At 63.5% G+C, this 19539-nt stretch carries 13 protein-coding genes; 11 read left to right on the top strand and 2 right to left on the bottom strand.

Annotation, left to right across the window (positions count from 1 at the left end; translation table 11 throughout):
• The 11 genes from NUW13_05975 (at position 1) to NUW13_05925 (ending at position 16406) form a co-directional block, all read left to right on the top strand.
• The gene (locus NUW13_05975) at positions 1-1551 is read left to right on the top strand and encodes an N-acetylmuramoyl-L-alanine amidase (protein ID MCR4438577.1); all 1551 of its coding nucleotides are present in this window, start codon (positions 1-3) and stop codon (positions 1549-1551) included.
• A gap of 37 nt (positions 1552-1588) precedes the next feature.
• Positions 1589-2881, top strand: coding sequence for a 4Fe-4S dicluster domain-containing protein (locus NUW13_05970; GenBank protein ID MCR4438576.1), 1293 nt, complete (start codon positions 1589-1591; stop codon positions 2879-2881).
• 20 nt (positions 2882-2901) lie between these two features.
• Positions 2902-3462, top strand: a complete 561-nt coding sequence (locus tag NUW13_05965) for a BMC domain-containing protein (protein ID MCR4438575.1) — start codon at positions 2902-2904, stop codon at positions 3460-3462.
• 36 nt (positions 3463-3498) lie between these two features.
• Complete coding sequence (gene citD / locus NUW13_05960) at positions 3499-4686, top strand: citrate lyase acyl carrier protein (GenBank protein ID MCR4438574.1); 1188 nt, start codon at positions 3499-3501, stop codon at positions 4684-4686.
• Between the two features lie 19 nt (positions 4687-4705).
• Positions 4706-6256: a citrate lyase subunit alpha gene (citF, locus tag NUW13_05955; GenBank protein ID MCR4438573.1), complete on the top strand. Its 1551-nt coding sequence runs from the start codon at positions 4706-4708 to the stop codon at positions 6254-6256.
• Between the two features lie 141 nt (positions 6257-6397).
• Positions 6398-8473: a protein translocase subunit SecD gene (secD, locus tag NUW13_05950; protein MCR4438572.1), complete on the top strand. Its 2076-nt coding sequence runs from the start codon at positions 6398-6400 to the stop codon at positions 8471-8473.
• 39 nt (positions 8474-8512) lie between these two features.
• Positions 8513-9454: a protein translocase subunit SecF gene (gene secF, locus NUW13_05945; GenBank protein MCR4438571.1), complete on the top strand. Its 942-nt coding sequence runs from the start codon at positions 8513-8515 to the stop codon at positions 9452-9454.
• Between the two features lie 27 nt (positions 9455-9481).
• Complete coding sequence (locus NUW13_05940) at positions 9482-9820, top strand: STAS domain-containing protein (GenBank protein ID MCR4438570.1); 339 nt, start codon at positions 9482-9484, stop codon at positions 9818-9820.
• A 123-nt stretch (positions 9821-9943) separates the two neighbouring features.
• A complete protein-coding gene (locus tag NUW13_05935; protein MCR4438569.1) occupies positions 9944-11215 on the top strand; it encodes an adenylosuccinate synthase in 1272 nt (423 codons plus the stop codon).
• 53 nt (positions 11216-11268) lie between these two features.
• Positions 11269-15510 (top strand): lamin tail domain-containing protein, encoded by a 4242-nt coding sequence (locus NUW13_05930; GenBank protein ID MCR4438568.1) that lies wholly within the window; start codon positions 11269-11271, stop codon positions 15508-15510.
• Between the two features lie 20 nt (positions 15511-15530).
• A complete protein-coding gene (locus tag NUW13_05925; protein MCR4438567.1) occupies positions 15531-16406 on the top strand; it encodes an aminotransferase class IV in 876 nt (291 codons plus the stop codon).
• A gap of 261 nt (positions 16407-16667) precedes the next feature.
• On the opposite strand, the gene NUW13_05920 is transcribed toward NUW13_05925, so the two are convergent.
• Together NUW13_05920 and NUW13_05915 are read right to left on the bottom strand one after the other, a co-directional pair.
• Positions 16668-17816 (bottom strand): glycerate kinase, encoded by a 1149-nt coding sequence (locus NUW13_05920; GenBank protein MCR4438566.1) that lies wholly within the window; start codon positions 17814-17816, stop codon positions 16668-16670.
• Complete coding sequence (locus NUW13_05915; protein MCR4438565.1) at positions 17813-19483, bottom strand: FAD-binding oxidoreductase; 1671 nt, start codon at positions 19481-19483, stop codon at positions 17813-17815. The genes NUW13_05920 and NUW13_05915 overlap by 4 nt, the downstream gene beginning before the upstream one ends.
• Between the last annotated feature and the right edge of the window lie 56 nt (positions 19484-19539).

Genomic DNA, 19539 nt, shown 5'->3' with positions numbered 1-19539 from the left:
ATGCTGAGCAAAGCCCTCAGCATGGCGCTTTTTTGTTGGCTGATCCTGGAGGCGGGGTCATTGGCGGGCCAGGTGCAGGGCGTGCTGGTGCGCTACAAGGAAGACGCGCAGACCAGGCAGCTGCGCGCCTTTCAACAGAGCGGCTGCCACTATGTTGCACTCGATGAGCTGGCAGCTGCACTGGGCGGGCGGACGGTCAAGACCGCCAAGGCGAACAAGACGGTCCTCTACCTGGGCAAGGCGGAGCTCACCGTGTCGCCCTTCAACTGCTTCATAGTCATCGGCAACGCGGTCCGCCACATGCCCATAGAGGCTTTGCTGCGTGACGGGGAGCTGTTCGTGCCCGTGCAGTACTTCCTGGAAGCGGTGGCTGATTATCTGCCGGCAGGCCTGCAGTGGGATGAGAACAGCGCAACCCTGACGCTTGCCGCAGGTGGTGGCGCCGTGCAGGGCGTCACTGTGGAGGAGAAGGCGAACGGCACTCTGGTACGCATTGCCACCACGCGGCGCTTTGCCGCCTCGGACGTCTACACTAGCCTGCCGGGCAATGGGTGGCTGTATGTGGATTTCTATAAGGGCACGGTCGACAGTACGGTTGCCAACCTGGACGACCGGGCAAAGATAGTGCGCCAGTGGTACACCAGCCAGCTCTCTCCTGAGCTGGCCCGCGTCGCCCTCAGGCTGCGTGGCAACCCCACAAAGAGGCAAGTGATCATCCCCAGCGAGGGCGCGGAGGTGTGGGTGTCGTTGCCTTCTCAGGACACCCTGTCCACCGACCTCGTGAACGACCTGCGGGCCCAGAGGGAGAAGTGGCGCGTCGACACGATTGTCTTGGACCCCGGCCATGGGGGCAAGGACCCCGGCGCAATCGGTCCCACTGGACTTTATGAGAAGGACGTGACCCTATCGGTGGCCAAAGAGCTGCGCGCCATGCTTGAGGACGAACTGGGTCTGACCGTGCACATGACGCGCACTGGAGACACCTACCCCACCCTCAAGCAGCGCACCACTTTGGCCAACCGGCGGAATGGCAAGCTGTTCATCAGCATCCACGCCAATGCCCACCGCAGCCCAAAGGCGCGCGGCTTCTCTGTGTACATCCTCGGTCCTGCCAAGTCCGAGGAAGCCCTTGAAGTGGCGCGCCGCGAGAATGCCGTGCTCCAGGAGTACGAGTCGGCGGCCAACGGCTACGACGAGATGGCCAACCCTAACTTCATTCTTGCGGTGATGGCGCACAACGAATTCGTGCGCGAAAGCGAGCAATTAGCTGGTCTCATCTCCCGCGGCCTGGAGCGATGGGCCAAGACGCCCAATCTCGGCGTTGAGCAGGCCGGCTTCTACGTGCTCGTGGGTGCCTCCATGCCCAGTGTGCTGGTGGAAGTGGGCTTCATTTCAAACCGGGAGGAGGAAAAGCTCCTGCGCATGAAGGGTCACCACAAGCGGATCGCTCGCGGCATTTTCGAAGGGATAAAGCGTTTCAAGGAGACCTACGAGACGCCGCTGTCCACCGGGTCACGCCAGCCATCCGGTTGGAGTGAGGCGCTGCGCTGACCAGTAGCAGAGGGCCTGGTGAACTGTGGTGAGCTCTTTGGCACAAAAGCTCTTTGCTGCAGGGGTGGTCGGCGCAGGTGGTGGAGGGTTTCCCACGCACCACAAGGTCGCCCACCGAGTGGAGTGGGTGATTGCCAACGCCGCGGAGTGTGAACCTCTTCTCTACAGCGACCAGGAGGTCTTGCGCGTCGAGGGGGAGCAAGTGCTGACGGGGCTGCGGCTGATCGCGCAGGCAACAGGTGCCCAGAGGGTCGCCATCGCTGTCAAGAAGAAGAACCGCGATCTGGTTGCTCCGCTGCGTGATGCTGCCGAGGTGGTGGAGCTCCCCGACGTTTACCCGGCGGGTGACGAGCATGAGGTGGTGGCTCTTGCCACCGGCAGGTCGGTGCCCGAAGGGGGCCTGCCCGTGCAAGTGGGTGTGCTGGTGCAAAACGTCGAGACGCTGCGCAATGTGGCTGCTGCCTGGCAAGGCGAGCCGGTCACGCACCGCACCCTGACCGTGGGCGGCTGTGTGCAGCAGCCCAAGGTGGTGCGCGTTCCTGTGGGGACCACGGTACGGGAGCTCTTGTCGCTCTGCGGAGGCGCGCAGTGCCAAGCCCCCGCATTCTTCATGGGCGGCGTCATGATGGGGGCACTGACCACTGATCCGGAGACCCCCATCGACAAGACCACGGCAGCGGTGATTGTGCTCCCCTTGGCCCACCCCTGTGCGCAGCGGCGCATGCAGAGTGTTGCCCACCAGCTGCGCAACGCGAGGTCTGCCTGTACCCAGTGCGTATTGTGCACCGAGACGTGCAATCGCTACCTGCTGGGGCATCACTTGGAACCGCATCGGGTCATGCGGAGCATGGCCTTGGGGCTGGCTGCGGAGAGCGAGGTCGGCCACATGGCGCTGCTCTGCTCAGAGTGCGGCGCGTGCGAATACGCCTGCCCAATGGGCTTGTCGCCGCGCCTGGTGAACAGGGAGCTGAAGGGTGCTCTGCGCAGTGCGGGGGTGCAGGCGCCCCAGCCCCGCGAGACCAAGGCGCGCGTTCGCATGGGCAGTGGGCGCATTCCCACATCGCGGCTGATGGCTCGGTTCCAGCTCGCGCCCTATGCCCGTCCGGCGCGGTACTGTGAGCAGGAAGTGGTGCCGAAGCGCGTGCGCATTCGCCTCAAGCAACATGCGGGCTCCCCAGCGCGGCCCGTGGTGAGGCGCGGCCAGCAAGTGGCTGCCGGCCAACTCATCGGCGATTGCCGCCCAGACGAAGTGAGCGCCCGGGTGCAGGCCTCCATCTCCGGCCGAGTGGCAGAAGTGGACGAGGAAATGGTCTGCATCGAAGCGGCGTGATTGGAAATGGCAGAGGAGCGATGACGCAAGCGGCGCGTGACTGCATAGGCTTGGTGGAGTTCAACAGCATCGCGGTGGGCATCGAGGCAGCGGATGCCATGCTCAAGGTGAGCGAGGTGGAGCTGGTGGCGGCCAAGACGGTCTGCCCCGGCAAGTATATCTGCCTGGTGCGTGGCGATGTCGCGGCCGTACAGAGCAGCGTCAATGCCGGTGTGGCCAGAGGTGGCGAAACGGTGGTCGACGAAATGGTCCTGCCACGCGTGCACCAGGGCGTTTTCCCGGCCATCAGCGCCACCTCTGCCGTCGAGCACGTCGAAGCGCTGGGGATCATCGAGACCTTTTCGGTTGCCTCCAGCATTCAGGCGGCCGATGCCGCGGCCAAGGCGGCTAAGGTGACGCTCATCGAAGTGCGGCTGGCCGTGGGACTTGGTGGCAAGTCGTTCGTGACCCTCACGGGCGAGGTGGCGGCCGCCAGGGCGGCTGTGGAGGCAGGCGCGGCAGTGGTGCAGCCCAAAGGCTTGCTGATGCGCAAGGTGGTGATCCCAGCCCCGAAGGCAGAGCTGGTCACCAGCCTGCTGTGAACGGAATCGCTGCGGCTCTGTTGTTGAGGAAAGCATATGCAAGAGAGGGTGCAAGTCGGAAGAAGTGACAAGAGTGACCTGCTGTTGACCATCGAGCGACGCACGCGGGGTGGCATCCGGCTCGAGTTAGTCAGCTCGGTGGCCGGCACATTTGGCCCACAAATCCGCGCCACCATTCTTTCTACCCTCGAGGCCTTGGGCGTGCGTCATGCCTCCGTGGCGGTAGACGACAAGGGCGCCTTAGACTACGTCATTCAGGCCCGTGTCGAGGCGGGCGTGCGCGCCCTCTGGGCGGTGGAAGGGCTCGGGGTTTGGCCTGAGCGGCGGGTCAAGCGGAGGCAGGTGCCCAAGGACCGCCTGCGGCGCACGCGCCTCTACCTGCCCGGCAACAACCCCGACCTGATGCTCAACGCGGGACTCTTCGGGGCGGATAGCGTCATCTTGGACCTTGAAGATTCGGTGGCCCCTGCGGACAAGGCCGCAGCCCGCGTGTTAGTGCGCAACAGCCTACTGGCGGTGGACTTTGGTGCGGCCGAGCGCATCGTGCGCATCAACGCCCTATCCGCAGAGTTCGGCGCCGCAGATCTGGAGATGGTGGTGCCGGCCCAGCCGGACACGATCCTCATCCCCAAGTGCGAGACGGCAGAAAGCGTCCTGGAGGTCGAGCAGAGAGTGGCTGCCCTTGAGCGAGAGCACCACCTTCGCTACCAGATCTGGCTCATGCCACTCATCGAGAGTGCGAGAGGGGTGCTCAACGCCTACCACATCGCCTCGGCCAGCCAGCGGGTGGTTGCCCTCTGCTTTGGGGCGGAGGATTTCACCGCAGACATCGGCGCGGAGCGCACCGCCGAGGGCAAGGAGAGCTTTGTGGCGCGCAGCCTGCTGGTGCTGGCGGCAAAGGCGGCGCGCGTGCAGGCCATCGATACCGTGTTCTCCGACGTTGCCGACGTCGACGGCTTGCTGAAAAGCACAGAAGAGGCCATCGCCTTGGGCTTTGAAGGCAAAGGGGTCATTCACCCGGCGCAGATCGAGCCCATCCATCGCGCGTTTGCCCCGACTCCGGAGCGGATTGCGCATGCGCAGCAGGTGATTGCCGCACTGGAGGAGGCAGAGCAACGCGGTACAGGCGTCGCCAGTCTCGGCACAAAGATGATCGATGCGCCCGTGGTGGCACGGGCAAGACGCACCCTGCAACTGGCGAAGGCCCTTGGCCTTATCGACTGAGGAACCACGAGGTGTGGGAATGGACCTGGTAGAGAACGCCGTGGGACGGTTAGTGCCCACCGAGATTGAAGGGAGAAAGCTGCGACCATTTCAGGGGGCTCACGCCGACGAAGGCGGGGGACGTACTGCTGGCGCGCCCATCCGCGCCGCCAGCGACTATCGCAACAAGCTCCTCAAGTCGTTGGACGACGCCATTGATGCCTGTGGCATCAGGGACGGCATGACGGTCTCCTTCCACCACCACTTGCGGGACGGCGACTATGTGGTGAACATGGTCATGGACAAGCTGGCGCGCAGAGGCCTCAAAGACCTGGTGGTCGCCCCCTCTGCGCTCTTCCCCTGCCACGAGCCGTTGGTGCGGCACATCGAAAAGGGCGTGGTGCGTCGGGTCGAGGGATCGATGAACGGGCCGGTGGGCCGAGCGTGCTCGTTAGGAAAGATGAAGAGCGTGTGCGTGCTCCGTTCCCATGGCGGCCGCTATCGCGCCATCCAGGATGGCGACCTGCACATCGATGTCGCCTTCATCGCTGCGCCGGCTGTCGACGCGCACGGCAATGCCAACGGCGTCTATGGCAAATCGGCATGCGGCCCACTCGGCTTTGCCTTGGCAGATTCCCTTTACGCCGACAAGGTGGTAGTCGTCACTGACAACCTCGTGCCCTTTCCCTGCTACCCGTGGAGCATCCAGGGCGGCAACGTCGACTACGTCGTCCAGGTGGAGGCCATAGGGGACCCGGCGCGCATCGTTTCCGGCACCACGGTGATCACGCGCAGCCCCACGCGGCTGCTCATCGCCAAGTACGCTGCGCAGCTGGTGGTGGACAGCGGCATCATGCACGAGCCGCACTTCTCTTTTCAGGCAGGGGCCGGGGGCGTCTCCCTTGCCTTCGTGCAGTTCATGGCCGAGCACATGGCGCGTGCCGGTGTGGTCGCCGACTTTGTGCGGGGTGGCTCCACCCAATTCATGGTGGACCTGCTCAACCAGGGCCTCACGCGCTACATCCTGGACGGCCAGAGCTTCGACCTGGCCGGAGTGCAGTCCCTTCGCGACAATCCGCGCCACATCGAGACCAATCCTTTCGTGTCCTACAACTACCACAGCAAGGGTTGTTTCGCCCAAATGGTCAAGGTGTCGGTGCTGGGCGCCACGGAAATCGACCTCGACTTCAACGTCAATGTCAACACCCACTCTGATGGCTGGTTGCTGCACGGCATCGGTGGGTTCACGGATGCTGCCGATGCAGAGGTCACCATTATCACCGCGCCGTTGGTGCGGGGGCGAGTGCCGATCATCGTGGATAAAGTGGTGACCGTTACTGCCCCAGGCGAGATGATCGACGTGGTGGTGACCGAGCGCGGCATTGCCATCAACCCACGGCGCAAAGACCTGTTGCAGCGCTTGAAACGGAGCAGTTTGCCCATCGTGCCCATCGACAAGCTCTATCGCATGGCGGTCGACCTGACAGGGCAGCCGGAAAAGCCCACCTTCGCCGAGCGCATCGTCGCGCTCATCGAGTTTCGTGATGGCACAATCATCGATGCGGTGCGCCAGCTGGTGCCGAAGACCTGAGCAGGCTGTGCCTTTTTTCCGTTTGACTTTTAGGTGGGAATGGTCTATATTTGGCTTTTGTGGTGCGCCCCGCGGGGTGCAGCCTGAGCTCCGCGCCAAGCAGTGGAGTTGAGCCATTTCCTCTCAGGAGGTAGTCTGTCGATGCGTAGAAAAAACCTGTTCAAGCTTGTGTTACTCGTGGTGCTGCTGGGCTGGGCCTTGTATCAGCTGTACCCGACCTACCGGGTCGGCAGTTTGGAGAAGAAGCAGAAGGCCTACTTGGGACAATTGAGCCGCCTCGTGGGCATGGACGAGCGGCAGTTGTTGAGCGCCCTCACCGTGGGGGAGCTGGAGGCCACCGTCAGTGCAGCAGGGGCAACTCTGCCAGCAGAGGCGCGCCAGCAGGCACGAGAATTGAGCGGCAAGCTGATTACCTTGCGCAGCAAGATCGACAAGTTGGAGCCCAAGGCGTTGCGCCAGGGCCTCGACCTGGTGGGAGGCACCTACCTTGTGTACGAAGCCGACCTGCGGCAACTGGCGCGCACGCTGGCTCGCGACCGTGATGAACGCTTCAGCGAGATTCTGGACGCGGCGGACAAGCGGGCCAGGGCCGAGAACCGCGACTTTTTTGACGTGATGGTGCAGGAGTTCAAGGCGCGCAACATCCCCCTCAACCGCTACTATGGGCGGCGCGGCCAGAGCGACGATGTCATCATCGATGACTTGCGCAAAGAGGCCAAGGATGGCATCGCGCGCACCTTAGAGGTGCTGCGCAACCGCATCGACCAGTTCGGCGTGTCCGAGCCGGTGATCGCCCCGCAGGGGGACAAACGTATCGTCATTGAGTTGGCCGGCGTGCAGGACATCGAGCGCGCCAAGCGGATCATCAACACCACTGCATTGCTGGAGTTCAAGCTGGTGCGCGAACCGGACATTACCCTTTCGGTCCTGCAAGACATCGACAAGACGGTGAAGCGCATGCGCAGCAAGGGCCGGGTGGAGGAGCTGGCTGCCGCCGCGCAGAAAGATACCGCCAAGACGTTGCCCGAGGGGAAGAAAGCCCAGGAGCGCGAGATTGACTTGAGCCAGCTCTTCGGCAAGACAGAGACCGGCGACACTGCCAAGGCGGAGGCTCCTGCGGAAAGCACTGTGGTCGTCGACCAACAGACGTTTGAGGAGTACCCCTTCTTCTCGCTTCTGCGTTACGTGGAGGGCACCGACCAGATCAGCGTGCCGGAGCAGAACGTGGCTGCCATCAAGCGCATCTTGCAGATGCCGGAGGTGCAGAAGGTCATCCCGCGGGACGCCGAGTTTCTGTGGGGCGCACAGCCGTATGTGTCGCGCGGGCAGCGCTATCATCAGCTCTACTTTGTCAAGAGAGAACCAGAGCTGGTGGGCGCCTACTTGAAGACGGCGGATGTGGCCTTCGGAGGAGGCGAAAGCTCGGTGCGCGCCGGGCAGGCCGAGGTGCACTTTGAGTTGAACAGCGAAGGCGCCAAGATCTTCCGCCGCGTGACTGGTGCCAATGTCGGCAGGTTCTTGGCTATCGTGCTGGATGGCAAGGTCTATTCGGCGCCGCGCATCAAAGAGCGCATCCCCGGAGGCAGCGGACGCATCGAAGGCAGCTTCACCCGCGAAGAGGCGCGTGACTTGGCGGTGGTGCTGCGCGCCGGTGCACTGCCGGCACCGGTGGAGGTCATCGAGGAGCGCACGGTGGGCCCCTCCTTGGGACAGGACTCGATCGAGAAGGGTAAACTTTCCGCCATCATCGGCGCGGCTCTGGCGGTAGTGTTCATGATCGTCTACTACCGCATGTCCGGCGTGATCGCCAATGTCGCGCTGGCGCTGAACATCTTTTTCCTGATCGCGGCGCTGGCAGGCTTGCGCGCCACTCTCACTCTGCCAGGTGTGGCTGGCATCGTGCTCACCGTGGGTATGGCGGTGGACGCCAACGTGCTCATTTTCGAGCGCATCCGTGAGGAGCTGCGCACCGGCAAGACCATCCGGGCGGCCATCGACGCCGGCTACTCCCGCGCGTTCCGCACGATCTTGGACTCCAATGTCACCACCCTCATCACGGCCGTCGTGCTGTACCAGTTTGGTAGTGGCCCGGTACGCGGCTTCGCCACCACCCTGTCCATCGGCCTTGTCATCAACATGTATACAGCCATCGTGGTGACGCGCATGATCTTTGATTATGTCACCGAGCGCTATGCACTGACCAAGCTCAGCATATGATGGTTCGCGGCGATGCGGCATCACAAGGAGACAGACCAGATGCAACTCTTCAAGCAGACATCCATAGACTTCCTGCGCATGCGCAAAGCAGCCTACACCTTTTCCGGTGTCCTGATCCTGGCAGGCCTCATCTCTCTGATTGCGCATGGCGGGCCGCGTTACGGGATCGATTTTCGCGGCGGCACCTCCATTGTGTTGGAATTCAAGGAACAGGTGAGCGTGGGCCAGGTGCGGGCGTCGCTATCGAAAATCGGTTTTGGCACTGCCGAGATCAAGGCCTCCACCTCGTTGCGCGGCGCCCGGACCGGCAGCGACGTCCTCATCCGGGTTGAACAGGGCGAGCTGAGTGGCGAACGGGTTGCCGAGAAGATCAAGGACCAGCTGACCAACGACTTGCCTGACAAGAGCTACGAGGTCTTGAGCATTGAATCCGTGGGTCCCAAGATCGGCGCAGAGCTGCGACGCGCAGCCACTTTGGCCATCTTCATCTCGCTGTTGCTCATCCTCATCTACATTAGCTGGCGGTTCGAGTTCCGTTTCGCTGTGGGTGCAGTGGTGGCCCTATTCCATGACGTGCTGATCACGCTGGGCATCTTCTCGTTGCTGAACATGGAAATCTGCCTGGTGGTGGTCGCGGCCTTCTTAACCCTGGTCGGTTACTCCCTGAACGATACCATTGTGGTTTTCGATCGTATCCGGGAAAACCTCAAGATCATGCGGCGCGAGAACATTCACACCATCGTCAATACCAGCATCAACCAGTCCCTGAGCAGGACGGTGATTACCGCCCTCACGACGCTGATGGTGCTGATTGTGCTCTTCTTCATCGGGGGGAGGGTCATCCACGGCTTTGCCTTTGCCCTCCTGATAGGGGTCACCATCGGTACCTACTCGTCCATTTTTGTGGCTAGCCCTATTGTCGTGGCCTGGCGGGGGTGGCTTGAGCGCAGGAAGCTCCACCGGGAAGTGGCCCGGGCCTGATTAGGCATAGGGGTATAGGAGGGAGCGATGACGCTCACCGAACGACAGTTTGGCCCGGTGACGGTTCTTTCCTTGGCGGGCAAAGTAATGGGGGGACCGGACGCTGGGCTCCTCAACGAAAGGGTCCACGAGCTGATCGAGGCCGGGGCCAGGAAGGTGGTCGCTGACCTGGCCCAGGTGCAGTGGATGAACAGCTCCGGACTGGGTTTGCTGATCAGCGCGCTGAGCACCCTGCGCAACAACGGTGGCGACCTGAAGTTGGCGTGCGTGACGCCGCGCATTCGCAGCCTGATGACTATCACCAAGCTGATCCACGTGTTTGAGACCTTCGACAGCGTGGAAGAGGCGGTCGAGAGTTTCGCTTAGACCGGAGGCAATGTGCCTGCGGGGAGGTGTGTGCGGTTGGGACTCCGGGTCGGGAAGGGGCCGATTCGGAGTCTTGTTTCGCAATGGCACGTGGTGGCGTGCCCCTAATTGCTCGGACAGCTCATGGGCATTCAAGTCATCGTCGGCACGCAGTGGGGAGATGAAGGAAAGGGCAAGATTGTCGACCTGCTCGCTGCCGAGGCCGACATTGTGGCCCGCTACAATGGCGGACCCAACGCCGGCCACACGGTGGTCATCGACGGGCAGGAGCTCGTTCTGCACCTCATCCCGTGTGGCATTCTCCGCGAAAATGTTACCTGCGTGATCGGCGCGGGGGTGGTGGTAGACCCCATTGCCTTGCAGAAGGAAATGGCCCTGCTCACCCAGAGAGGCGTGAATGTCGAGGGGAGGCTTTGGGTGAGCGATCGCGCCCATCTGATTCTGCCCCACCACTTGCACTATGAGCAGGCCAAGGAGCAGGCTTCCGCCGACCAGGCCATTGGCACGACGCGGCGGGGGATCGGCCCGGCCTACGCCGACAAGATGGAGCGCATTGGCCTGCGCGCCGGGGACGCTCACAACCCGGACTTGTTCCGTCGTAAGCTCCAGGCACTGACTGCGCAGAAGAACCTCCTGCTGGGCACCGTGCTGGGCGCGCCTGAGGTGGCGCAGGAGAGTCTGGACGATTACCTGGCCGCCGTCCGCGCGATGGAAGCGATGACCACGGATACCACGGCATTGCTTCACCGCGCATTGGCGCAAGGCAAGAGGATTGTCGCCGAAGGTGCGCAAGGGACCCTGCTGGACATCGACCACGGCACCTACCCTTTTGTGACCTCTTCGAGCTGCGTGAGTGGCGGGGCGAGCACTGGCTTGGGAGTACCGCCCACGGCGATCACCAGCGTCGTGGGGGTGACCAAGGCCTACACTACGCGGGTGGGCAACGGTCCCTTGCCCACGGAATTTGCCGAGGTAGAAGGCCAGAGGCTGCGCGACCTTGGCCGGGAGTACGGCGCCACCACCGGTCGGCCGCGGCGCTGCGGATGGTTGGACCTGGTGGCCGTAAGCTATGCGGTGCGTGTCAACGGCGTCTCGGAGCTGGCGATTACCAAGCTGGACGTTCTCGACGGCATGGAGAGCATCGCCGTGTGCACTGCCTACGAGATAGACGGAGGGCGGACCACCGACTTTCCAGGCGACATCGCGCGTTTGCGCAGCGCGCGGCCTGTCTACACGACCCTGCCGGGGTGGCGGCAGCCCACCGGCGCAGTGCGTACCTACCGTGACCTGCCAAAAGAGGCGCAGCAGTACATAGAGTTCATCGAGGTGCAGTGCGGAGCCCCGGTGCGCATCGTCTCCGTCGGGCCGGGGCGCGAACAGACCATCTTCCGCTGATCCCGTGGTCGCTGCAGACCAGCTACCGTTCATCACCAGCGGGGAGAAGGGCAGTGGCTGATTCGAAGTCTTGTCGCCGCCTCTTCCTCATCGGAACACTCGTGCTTTTGGCTGCAGGCCCAGGTCGCATCCTGGGGCAGGTGACGCTGTCAGAGGTCATGTTCGATCCCGCCACCAGCGAGGCCCACGACGAGTATGTGGAGATTTTCAACCTCAGCGCCACGGACTCGGTCGACCTCACCGGTTGGGCTATTGGCGACAGCATCGAGTTGGACAAGATTGTCGACGCAGGCTGGGGGATGACCCTGGGGCCGCGGCAGTTCGCCGTCATCCTGGACGGCAGCTACTTCGGCAACTCCAGCACTTACGACGGCGTTATCCCTGCCGAAGCATTAATTGTGAAAATCGACGACAGTGCCTTTGGCAGCGGTGGCTGGTCAAACAGCCTCCCAGAACGAGTGATTCTCACCAATGCCCGGGGCGACACCGTGAGCCGCTACCGCTACACACTCGGTAACCCTCAGGGCTACTCCGACGAAAAGATCGACCTGGAAGCTGGCGACGCGCCCGCTAACTGGGCGAACAGCCGTGTGCTTGGCGGCACGCCAGGGGCGCCCAACAGTGTCGGCGTCGGAGCCATAGACGTAGCGCTCAAGAGGGTGGGCTGGTCGCCTTCGCGTGTCCGGCGCGGCCAGAGCGTGCAGTTCACGGTGGTCGCGCTGAACGCCGGCCGCAAGGAAATCGCAAGCTGCCAGATTGCTCTGTACTGGGACCGCAACGAGGACGATTTAGGCAGTGAAGAGGAACTCCTGGAACCGCCGTTCTTTAGCCCCTCTCTCCAGCCCGGCGACAGCGCGGTGGCGAACTTGACGTGGCATGCGGTGCCAGCCGGAGTGCATCAGCTTATAGCGCGGGTGGGGGGCCAAGGCGACAGCTCCCCGGAGAACGACCAGCAGAGGGCAACTCTTGGCGTCGGGGTATGGCCCGGCGAAGTGGTCATCAACGAAGTCATGTACTGGCCGAGTGCAGGGGAGCCCGAGTGGGTGGAGATCCTGAACCGCAGCCCGGAGGCGCTCGACTTGCGGCTGTGGTCGCTCAGCGATTCCCGCATTGCTGCACGCCTGACCATCACCGACACGAAGGCGCTCCTTGCCCCTGGTGGGTTCGCTTTGCTCGCGGAAGACACCCTGGTTCGGGCACTCTTCCCCACTTTGTCGGGTCCGGTCTTTGTACCAAAACGGGGCTGGCTTGCCCTCAACAACACCGGCGACGCAGTGGTCATTTGGGATGCCGCAGGCTTTTCTGTGGACAGTCTGTACTACACCGCCTCGTGGGGTGGTGAAACCGGCGTGTCCCTGGAGCGGGTGAGGCCAGACTGGCCAACCAACAGTCGCAGGAACTGGGGCTTCTGCCGGGCGCCATTGGGGGGTACGCCCAATGCCCCAAACAGTATTCGTCCCCGCGATAAGCACGTTGGACTTGGCGCTGCGGGGGTGCAGTTTGAGCCGCTACAGCCGCGCTCCGGGCAAACGGTGCGCGCTTCGGTATGGGTCTACAACCACGGCATGGATACGGCAGAGAGCGGCATGGTCGCCTTCTACCGCGACGCGAACTATGACCTCCACACCGGCGCGCAAGAACTGGTGGGCCTCTGCTGCCCGTTGGCAGGTCTGGCAGGTGGCGACTCTTTGTTGTGCAGGATCGAGCTGGGGGCCGCTGCCCCTGGGCTTACCCGCATCATCGCCCGGCTGCTGGAGGTGGAAGATCCGGACACCTCCGACGACATGGCCTATGGGGAGTATCGCGTGCCGTTCCAAGGAGGCGATCTCATCATCAATGAGATTATGTTCCAGCCGCGCTCCGGTGCCAGCGAGTGGATAGAGCTGTTCAACCCTCGCGACGAGGGCGTGGACCTCTATGACTGGACGGTGAGCGATGAAAACGTCACCACGCGGGTGCGCCTTACCGATCGGCACCTGGTGGTGCCGCCAGGCGGGTATCTGGTCGTGGCCAAGGACACCACCATGAAGAGGGATTTCCCGGAGTTCCGTGGTCCCCTGCTGACGATTGGCAGCAAATGGCCAACCCTCAACAACGACGCCGACCTGGTGGTCCTCCGCGATTTGACTGGGGCGACCATCGACAGCGTGGCTTATGCTGCTTCTTGGGGGCCGGTGGCAACAGGGGTGTCTCTGGAAAGGGTGCGTGCGGAAGAGCCATCCACTTCGTCCAGCAATTGGCGCGCCTCGGTGAACGCCCGGGGCGGAACGCCAGGCCTGGTGAACAGCGTGAGTCCCTTGCCCGTGGACGTCGAGGTGGTGGCGGGTTCGATCCAGTGGGCGCCGTTTGTGCCTCGTGCCCAGGGGACGGTGACCATTGCAGCGGCGGTGCGCAATGTGGGACGCCAGACTGTGGCCGGCGTGGAGGTGAGCTGCTACTGGGACGCCGACGGCGACTCCGTGCTGACGGCTGCAGAACTGCTCGCCACGCCGCAGGTGGTGGGCGAATTGGCCAGCGGGGGGAGGCAGACCTTGCTCTTCCGCTGGGAAGGGGTGCCGGCCGGAGTGCACAGCATCGCAGTGGTGGCGAGCTGCCCAAATGACCAGCGGCCGGACAATGACCGTCGTTTTGCGGAGTTAGTGGTGGCCTTCCCGGTGGGGCAGGTGCTGGTCAACGAAATTATGTACGCGCCTTTTTCCGGGCAGCCGGAGTGGGTGGAGTTGTACAATGCAGGTCCCGGCGAGGTGGACTTGTACGGCTGGGCCTTGGGGGATGTGACCTCTGGGCCGCGACTGTTCGGCGCTACTCGGCTGCGCGTGCCCGAGGGGGGCTTTGTGCTGGTGGCAGCGGATTCCGCACTGCGCTTTCAGTACGGCTCTCTGCCTGCCCCGCTGCTGACGGTGGTCACCGGGTGGCCGGCGCTCAACAATGACCAGGATGAGGTGCGGGTTTACGACCCTGCGGGTGTGGTGGTGGACAGCGTGCACTACTTTTCCCGCTGGGGGATGCGCACGGGTGTGTCTCTGGAACGCGTGCGCTACGAGTGGGGCTCGCAGGACAGCAGCAACTGGCGGCTCAGTACTGCCCCCGAGGGCGCCACACCAGGGATGGAAAACAGCGTGAGCCCATTGGCGGTGGACGTTGGTGTGGCTCCTGCCGGCCTCTCTTTCTTCCCTGAGAAGCCACGCGTCGGCGAAAGCGTTCGCCTCGGGGTCCAAATATGCAACCAAGGCCGGGCAGCCGCCGAGCACCCGCACGTGGAGTTCTTCTGGGACAGCAACCGCGATAGTTTGTTTGAGCCGAGCGAGCGATTGGGAGAGCCAGTTGACATAGCAAGACTGCTGCCTGATGAGTGCCGATCCGTAGAAATGGAATGGCGCGAGGCCCCGTCCGGCGTCATGTGGATTGGCGTTCAGGTGACGTGCGCAGGCGACATGAAGCTGGCTAACAACGTCGCCGTGGCTGAACTCGTGGTGGGCTTTGCCAAGGGAACGCTGGTGATCAACGAGATCATGTACTCGCCCCTCACCGGCATGGGTGAGTGGGTGGAGCTGTACAACCGCAGCGAGGGGGCGGTGAACATAGAGAAGTGGCTTTTCTCCGATGCGGACGTGGCCAAGCGCCGGATGGTGAGCAAGGCGCCTTTGGTAGTGCCGCCCGGCGGCTTTGTGCTGCTGGCTCAGGATTCCTCCTTGGCGAAGAGCGGAGAACTTGGCCCAAGTCCACTACTCGTGATACCCTCTTGGCCGGCGCTCTCCGCCACTGGCGATGCCGTGGTCGTCTACGACCCCCACGGCGCCGTCATCGACAGTGTGGCCTACGACCAGAGCTGGGGTGGGGGCACGGGCGTGTCGCTGGAAAGAATCAACCCAACCCTGCCCGCGCAGCTCAAGTCCAACTGGAGCTCGTGTGTGGACAGGGCTGGTGGGACGCCAGGCCGCGCCAATAGCGTCCTCACCATAGTGGTGCCGCCACGCACGACGCTCAGCGTATCGCCCTCGCCCTTTTCGCCTGACGGAGACGGGCGCGACGACTTTGCGGTCATTTCCTTCGCCTTGCCGATGGCCACGGCCTCGGTGAACATCAAGATCTACGACGTCACCGGCCGCCTCATCCGCTTCTTGGCGAGCAACCAACCGGTGGGCGCCTGCAACGCGGTGGTCTGGGACGGGAAGGACGACCACGGCCAGCAGGCACGCATCGGGGTGTACATCGTCTACCTGGAAGCGCTCAACGCCTCAGCCGGCACCGTGGAAACCGCCAGAGCGACAGTGGTCTTGGCAGGGCGACTGTGAGAGAGGTGATACGATCGACGATGCGGAAAGGACCCTCCATGCTCGTCTACTACAACGGCCGGTACTTGCAGGAAGAGGAAGTGTGCCTGCCCCCGTATGAGCGGGGCTTTCAGTTTGCCGACGGCGTCTACGAGGTGGTTCGCTGCTACTACGGCGTCTTCTTCCAGACGGAGGCCCACATAGAGCGCATGGCGCGCGGGCTGCGCGAGCTGCGCATCGACGCGCCGCACCTTGGGGCCTGTCCGTCCATTATGCAACGCCTGGTGGAGGAAAACAATCACGATGAAGAGCAGGCGATTGCCTACGTGCAGGTCACCCGTGGGGCCTACACGCCGCGGCGGCACTGGTTTCCGCCGCCGGGCACGCCGCCCACCGTCTACATCAGCACCTCCCCCTTCAAGCCGCACTGGGAGGAGATCGAACAGGGGGTGAAGGTCATCTTGGAAGACGACCTGCGCTGGCTGCGCTGCGACATCAAGTCCATCGCCCTTCTGCCCAATGTGCTTTCCAGGCAGCGGGCAATTGACCAGGGGGCAGTGGAGGCCATTTGGGCACGCAACGGCTTCATGACCGAGGGGACGCACTGCAACGTCGCCTTTGTCAGGGACGGCACCTTGTACACGCCGCCGCTGTCGAACCTGATTCTGCCCGGGGTGACGCGCGCGGTGGTGCTGCGCCTGTGCGAGGAGCTGGGCATACCTGCCAAAGAGGTGCCGATCCCGCGTGCTGAACTTGGGCAGTTTGAAGAGGCGATGCTCATCGGCACCACGGTGGAGATTACCCCCATCGTACGCATCGATGAGCTGGTGGTGGGCGAGGGCGCCCCCGGGCCGGTGACCCGCCGCCTGCAGGAGGCATTCTACGCAAAGGTGCTCCCTCCCGGCGCCAGGCCGTGAGGGCCGCTGCACGCCGACCAGGCCGACATGGCCCCCACGGGCGAACCTCCCGGAGGTTTCGACTGCCCTGGGTGCGCAGGCCTCTGGCCTGCCGCATATTGTGAAGCAACCTCCGGGAGGTTGTTGGAAGTGCGGGAGATGGCCATTGGGCGAAGCAGGCCTGGTCGACAAACCTCCCGGAGGTTTTGGGCTGCCCTGGGTGCGCAGGCCTCTGGCCTGCCCAGCCCATGCGGCCTGCCGCATGGGCCTGCGGCACCTACCTCAGCGCGTGAGGGCGACGGCAGTGAGGACGCGGACGATCCTTTCGGCACCCTTTTCCACGTGCGTCGCCGCCTGCGCCATCGCCTCCTCTATGCTCATCGGCCCAGGACAGGTAGAAAACAGCGACACCACCCCCCGCTCGTACAGGTTCTCCGCCTCCTCCTCCACCGTGCCGGCCAGCACGATCACCGGTATCCCCTGCTTTTGCGCCTCTGCCGCCACCCCGCTGATGGTCTTGCCGTAGGCGGTCTGGAAGTCCACCTTCCCCTCGCCGGTAAGGATAAAGGAAGCCCCCCGGATGCGTTCGGCAAAGCGCGAGGCCTGAAGCACAAGGGAGACGCCGGGCCGGAGCGTGGCATTGGCAAAGGCGATGAGCCCGGCCCCCAACCCGCCAGCTGCACCTGCCCCCGGCACGTCGCGCACCGAGCGGCCGATGGTCTTTTCCACCACGCCGATAAGGTGGGTCATGTTCGCCTCAAGCAGGGCGAGCTGCTCGTCGGTGGCACCCTTTTGTCGCGAGTAGGTCATGACCGCGCCGCGCGGGCCGAGCAGGGGATTGTCCACATCGCAGGCGACTGTCACTGTTGCCTGGAGCAACGCCGGCAATCTGCCGGCAAGGTCGATGCGCGCCACTTCCGCCATCAGCCCGCCGCACATGTAGTCGGTGATTTCGCTGCCGTCGCTGCTATAGAAGCGCACGCCCAAAGCCTGCGCCATCCCCGTGCCGCAGTCGGTGGTGGCGGAGCCGCCTATGCCGACGATGAGCTGCCGGCAGCCGCGCGCCAAGGCCGCGCGCATCAGCTGCCCGGTGCCGAAGGTGGTGGTGAGCACCGGATTCCTCTTGGCCACAGGCACCATTGGCAGGCCAGAGGCAGCCGCCATTTCGATGACCGCCGTCTGACCATCGCCCAGGATGCCGTACTCCGCCTCCACCGGTTCGCCCAACGGCCCCACCACCGTGATCTTCTCTATGTGGCCGCCCGTGGAAGAGACCAAGGCCTGCACCGTGCCCTCCCCGCCGTCGGCCATGGGGATCTTCACGACTTCTGCCTCGGGCAGGACGCGCTTGATGCCGCGCTCCATGGCCTCGCAAATCTGCAGCGCCGACAGGCTCCCTTTGAACGAATCCGGGGCAACGACGATCTTCATGCCCCCCTCCCTGCCTGCATGGCCAGGTCAATCAGCTTGCCCACCTCTTCCTTCATGAAGGTGGGGCAGTTCATGTTCGTTGTCCACGGGCGCATTTCCTCTACAAAGGGCCTGATCGCGGCAAACGACACCTTGCCGCGCGCCGCGGCGTCGATCATGGCAATCCGCCCGCGGATCGTGTGGTGCTCGAACGGCACCTCCTTGAAGCGCGGGCTGTCGTTCTTGCAGAGGTGGCACTTGCAGCAGAGCTTGCCGAGCTCGTAGATGGCCTGGTACTGCGGCAGCACCGGGTCCATCGACAGGCTCGGCGCCTGCACGTCAAAGACTTTGCCTGGATTGAGGATGCCCAGCGGGTCGAAGGCCTTCTTGATGCCCTTGACGTACTCCACGAGGTCGGGGCTCAGCTCCTCCTCGCATCTGCCCAAAAAGTTGCCGATGGCATGTTCGCCGGCAAAGCAACCGCCCTCCGCTTCGATCCAGGCGTCGAACTCGCGCACCACGCGCGCCGCTTTCTCCTTGTCCTCCTGGCAGTCGCGCACGATAAAGCTGGGGTGCAGGTTGCCGTCGCCTGCGTGCCCGTAGATGATGAGCTCCAACCCCTCGCGCGCGGCCAACTCGCGCATCTTGCGCACCCCGGCCGCAAACTTGGCAATGGGCAGCACCGGGTCGAACTGCACAATGACCGGCTTTTCGCGCTTGAACTTGGCCATGGCTCCTAAGCAGCTCCGCCGCTCCGCATAGAGCTCGTCTGCCTCCTTGGGGTCGTTGGTGTACCGCAGCTCCAGGGGGTCCAGTGCCTTGAGCACGGCCACCAACTTTTCCGCGTTCTCTTTGGCCTCATGCGTCCCGCCTGCAGTCTGGAACAGCAGGAGCATGTTCTGTTTGCCAAAGCAGGCCATCATCTTGGTGTCCATGTATTCAAAGGAGAAAAGGTTGATGCGCGCTTTGGCCACCGCCTCGTGAATCTGTTGCAGCACCGACTCGTCGCGGAAGCTGCAGCGGATGGTCCAGGTATCTTCGGGCAAAAAGTCGCAGCAGAAGGTCAGCTCCACGATGATGCCTAAGGTGCCTTCCGAGCCAATCATCAAGCCCACCAGATTTGGCCCGGTGCTCTCCTTGGGACAGCGGTGGCCGGCGCTGAACAGGCGGCCTTTGCCATCCACTGCCTTTAGTGCCAAGAGATAGTTCTTGAAGGTGCCCTTGGACATGCCCCAGGTGCCGCCTGATGACTCGGCGATGTTGGCGCCGATGGTGGAAATCTCGTGCGAGGCAGGAGCCACCGGAATGACCATGCCAAAGGGCCCCAACCGGCGATTCAGTTCGGCGCAGCTGATGCCCGGCTGCGTGACCACGGTGCGGGTGATGGGGTCGATGTCCAGCACCTCGCGCAGCCGCGATGGGTTGAGGAGGATGCCGCCGTTGCACAGGGCGCCTCCGGACAGGCCGGTGAGGCCGGCCCCAGGCACCACCTTGACCTTGTGCCGTCCGGCAAGCTCCACCACCGCCTGGATCTCCTGGATCGATCCCGGGTAGACCACATAGTCCGGGCGGGAGCGGTACATGGTGGCGTCCCCAAAGGTGTAGGCCCAGTACTCCGGCCGCTGCGGGGTAAAGAGGTAATCCTCGCCGACAATCTTCTGCAACTGCTCTGCAATACGCTTCATCATCTGCCTCCGTTGTCATTTCTTCCGCGAACCTCCCCCTTAGGAAACCTCCGGGAGGT

The sequence above is a fragment of the candidate division KSB1 bacterium genome (assembly GCA_024655945.1).
GTDB lineage: Bacteria > Zhuqueibacterota > Zhuqueibacteria > JANLFK01 > Oleimicrobiaceae > Oleimicrobium.
This window is presented reverse-complemented; position numbering and strand designations above follow the sequence as displayed.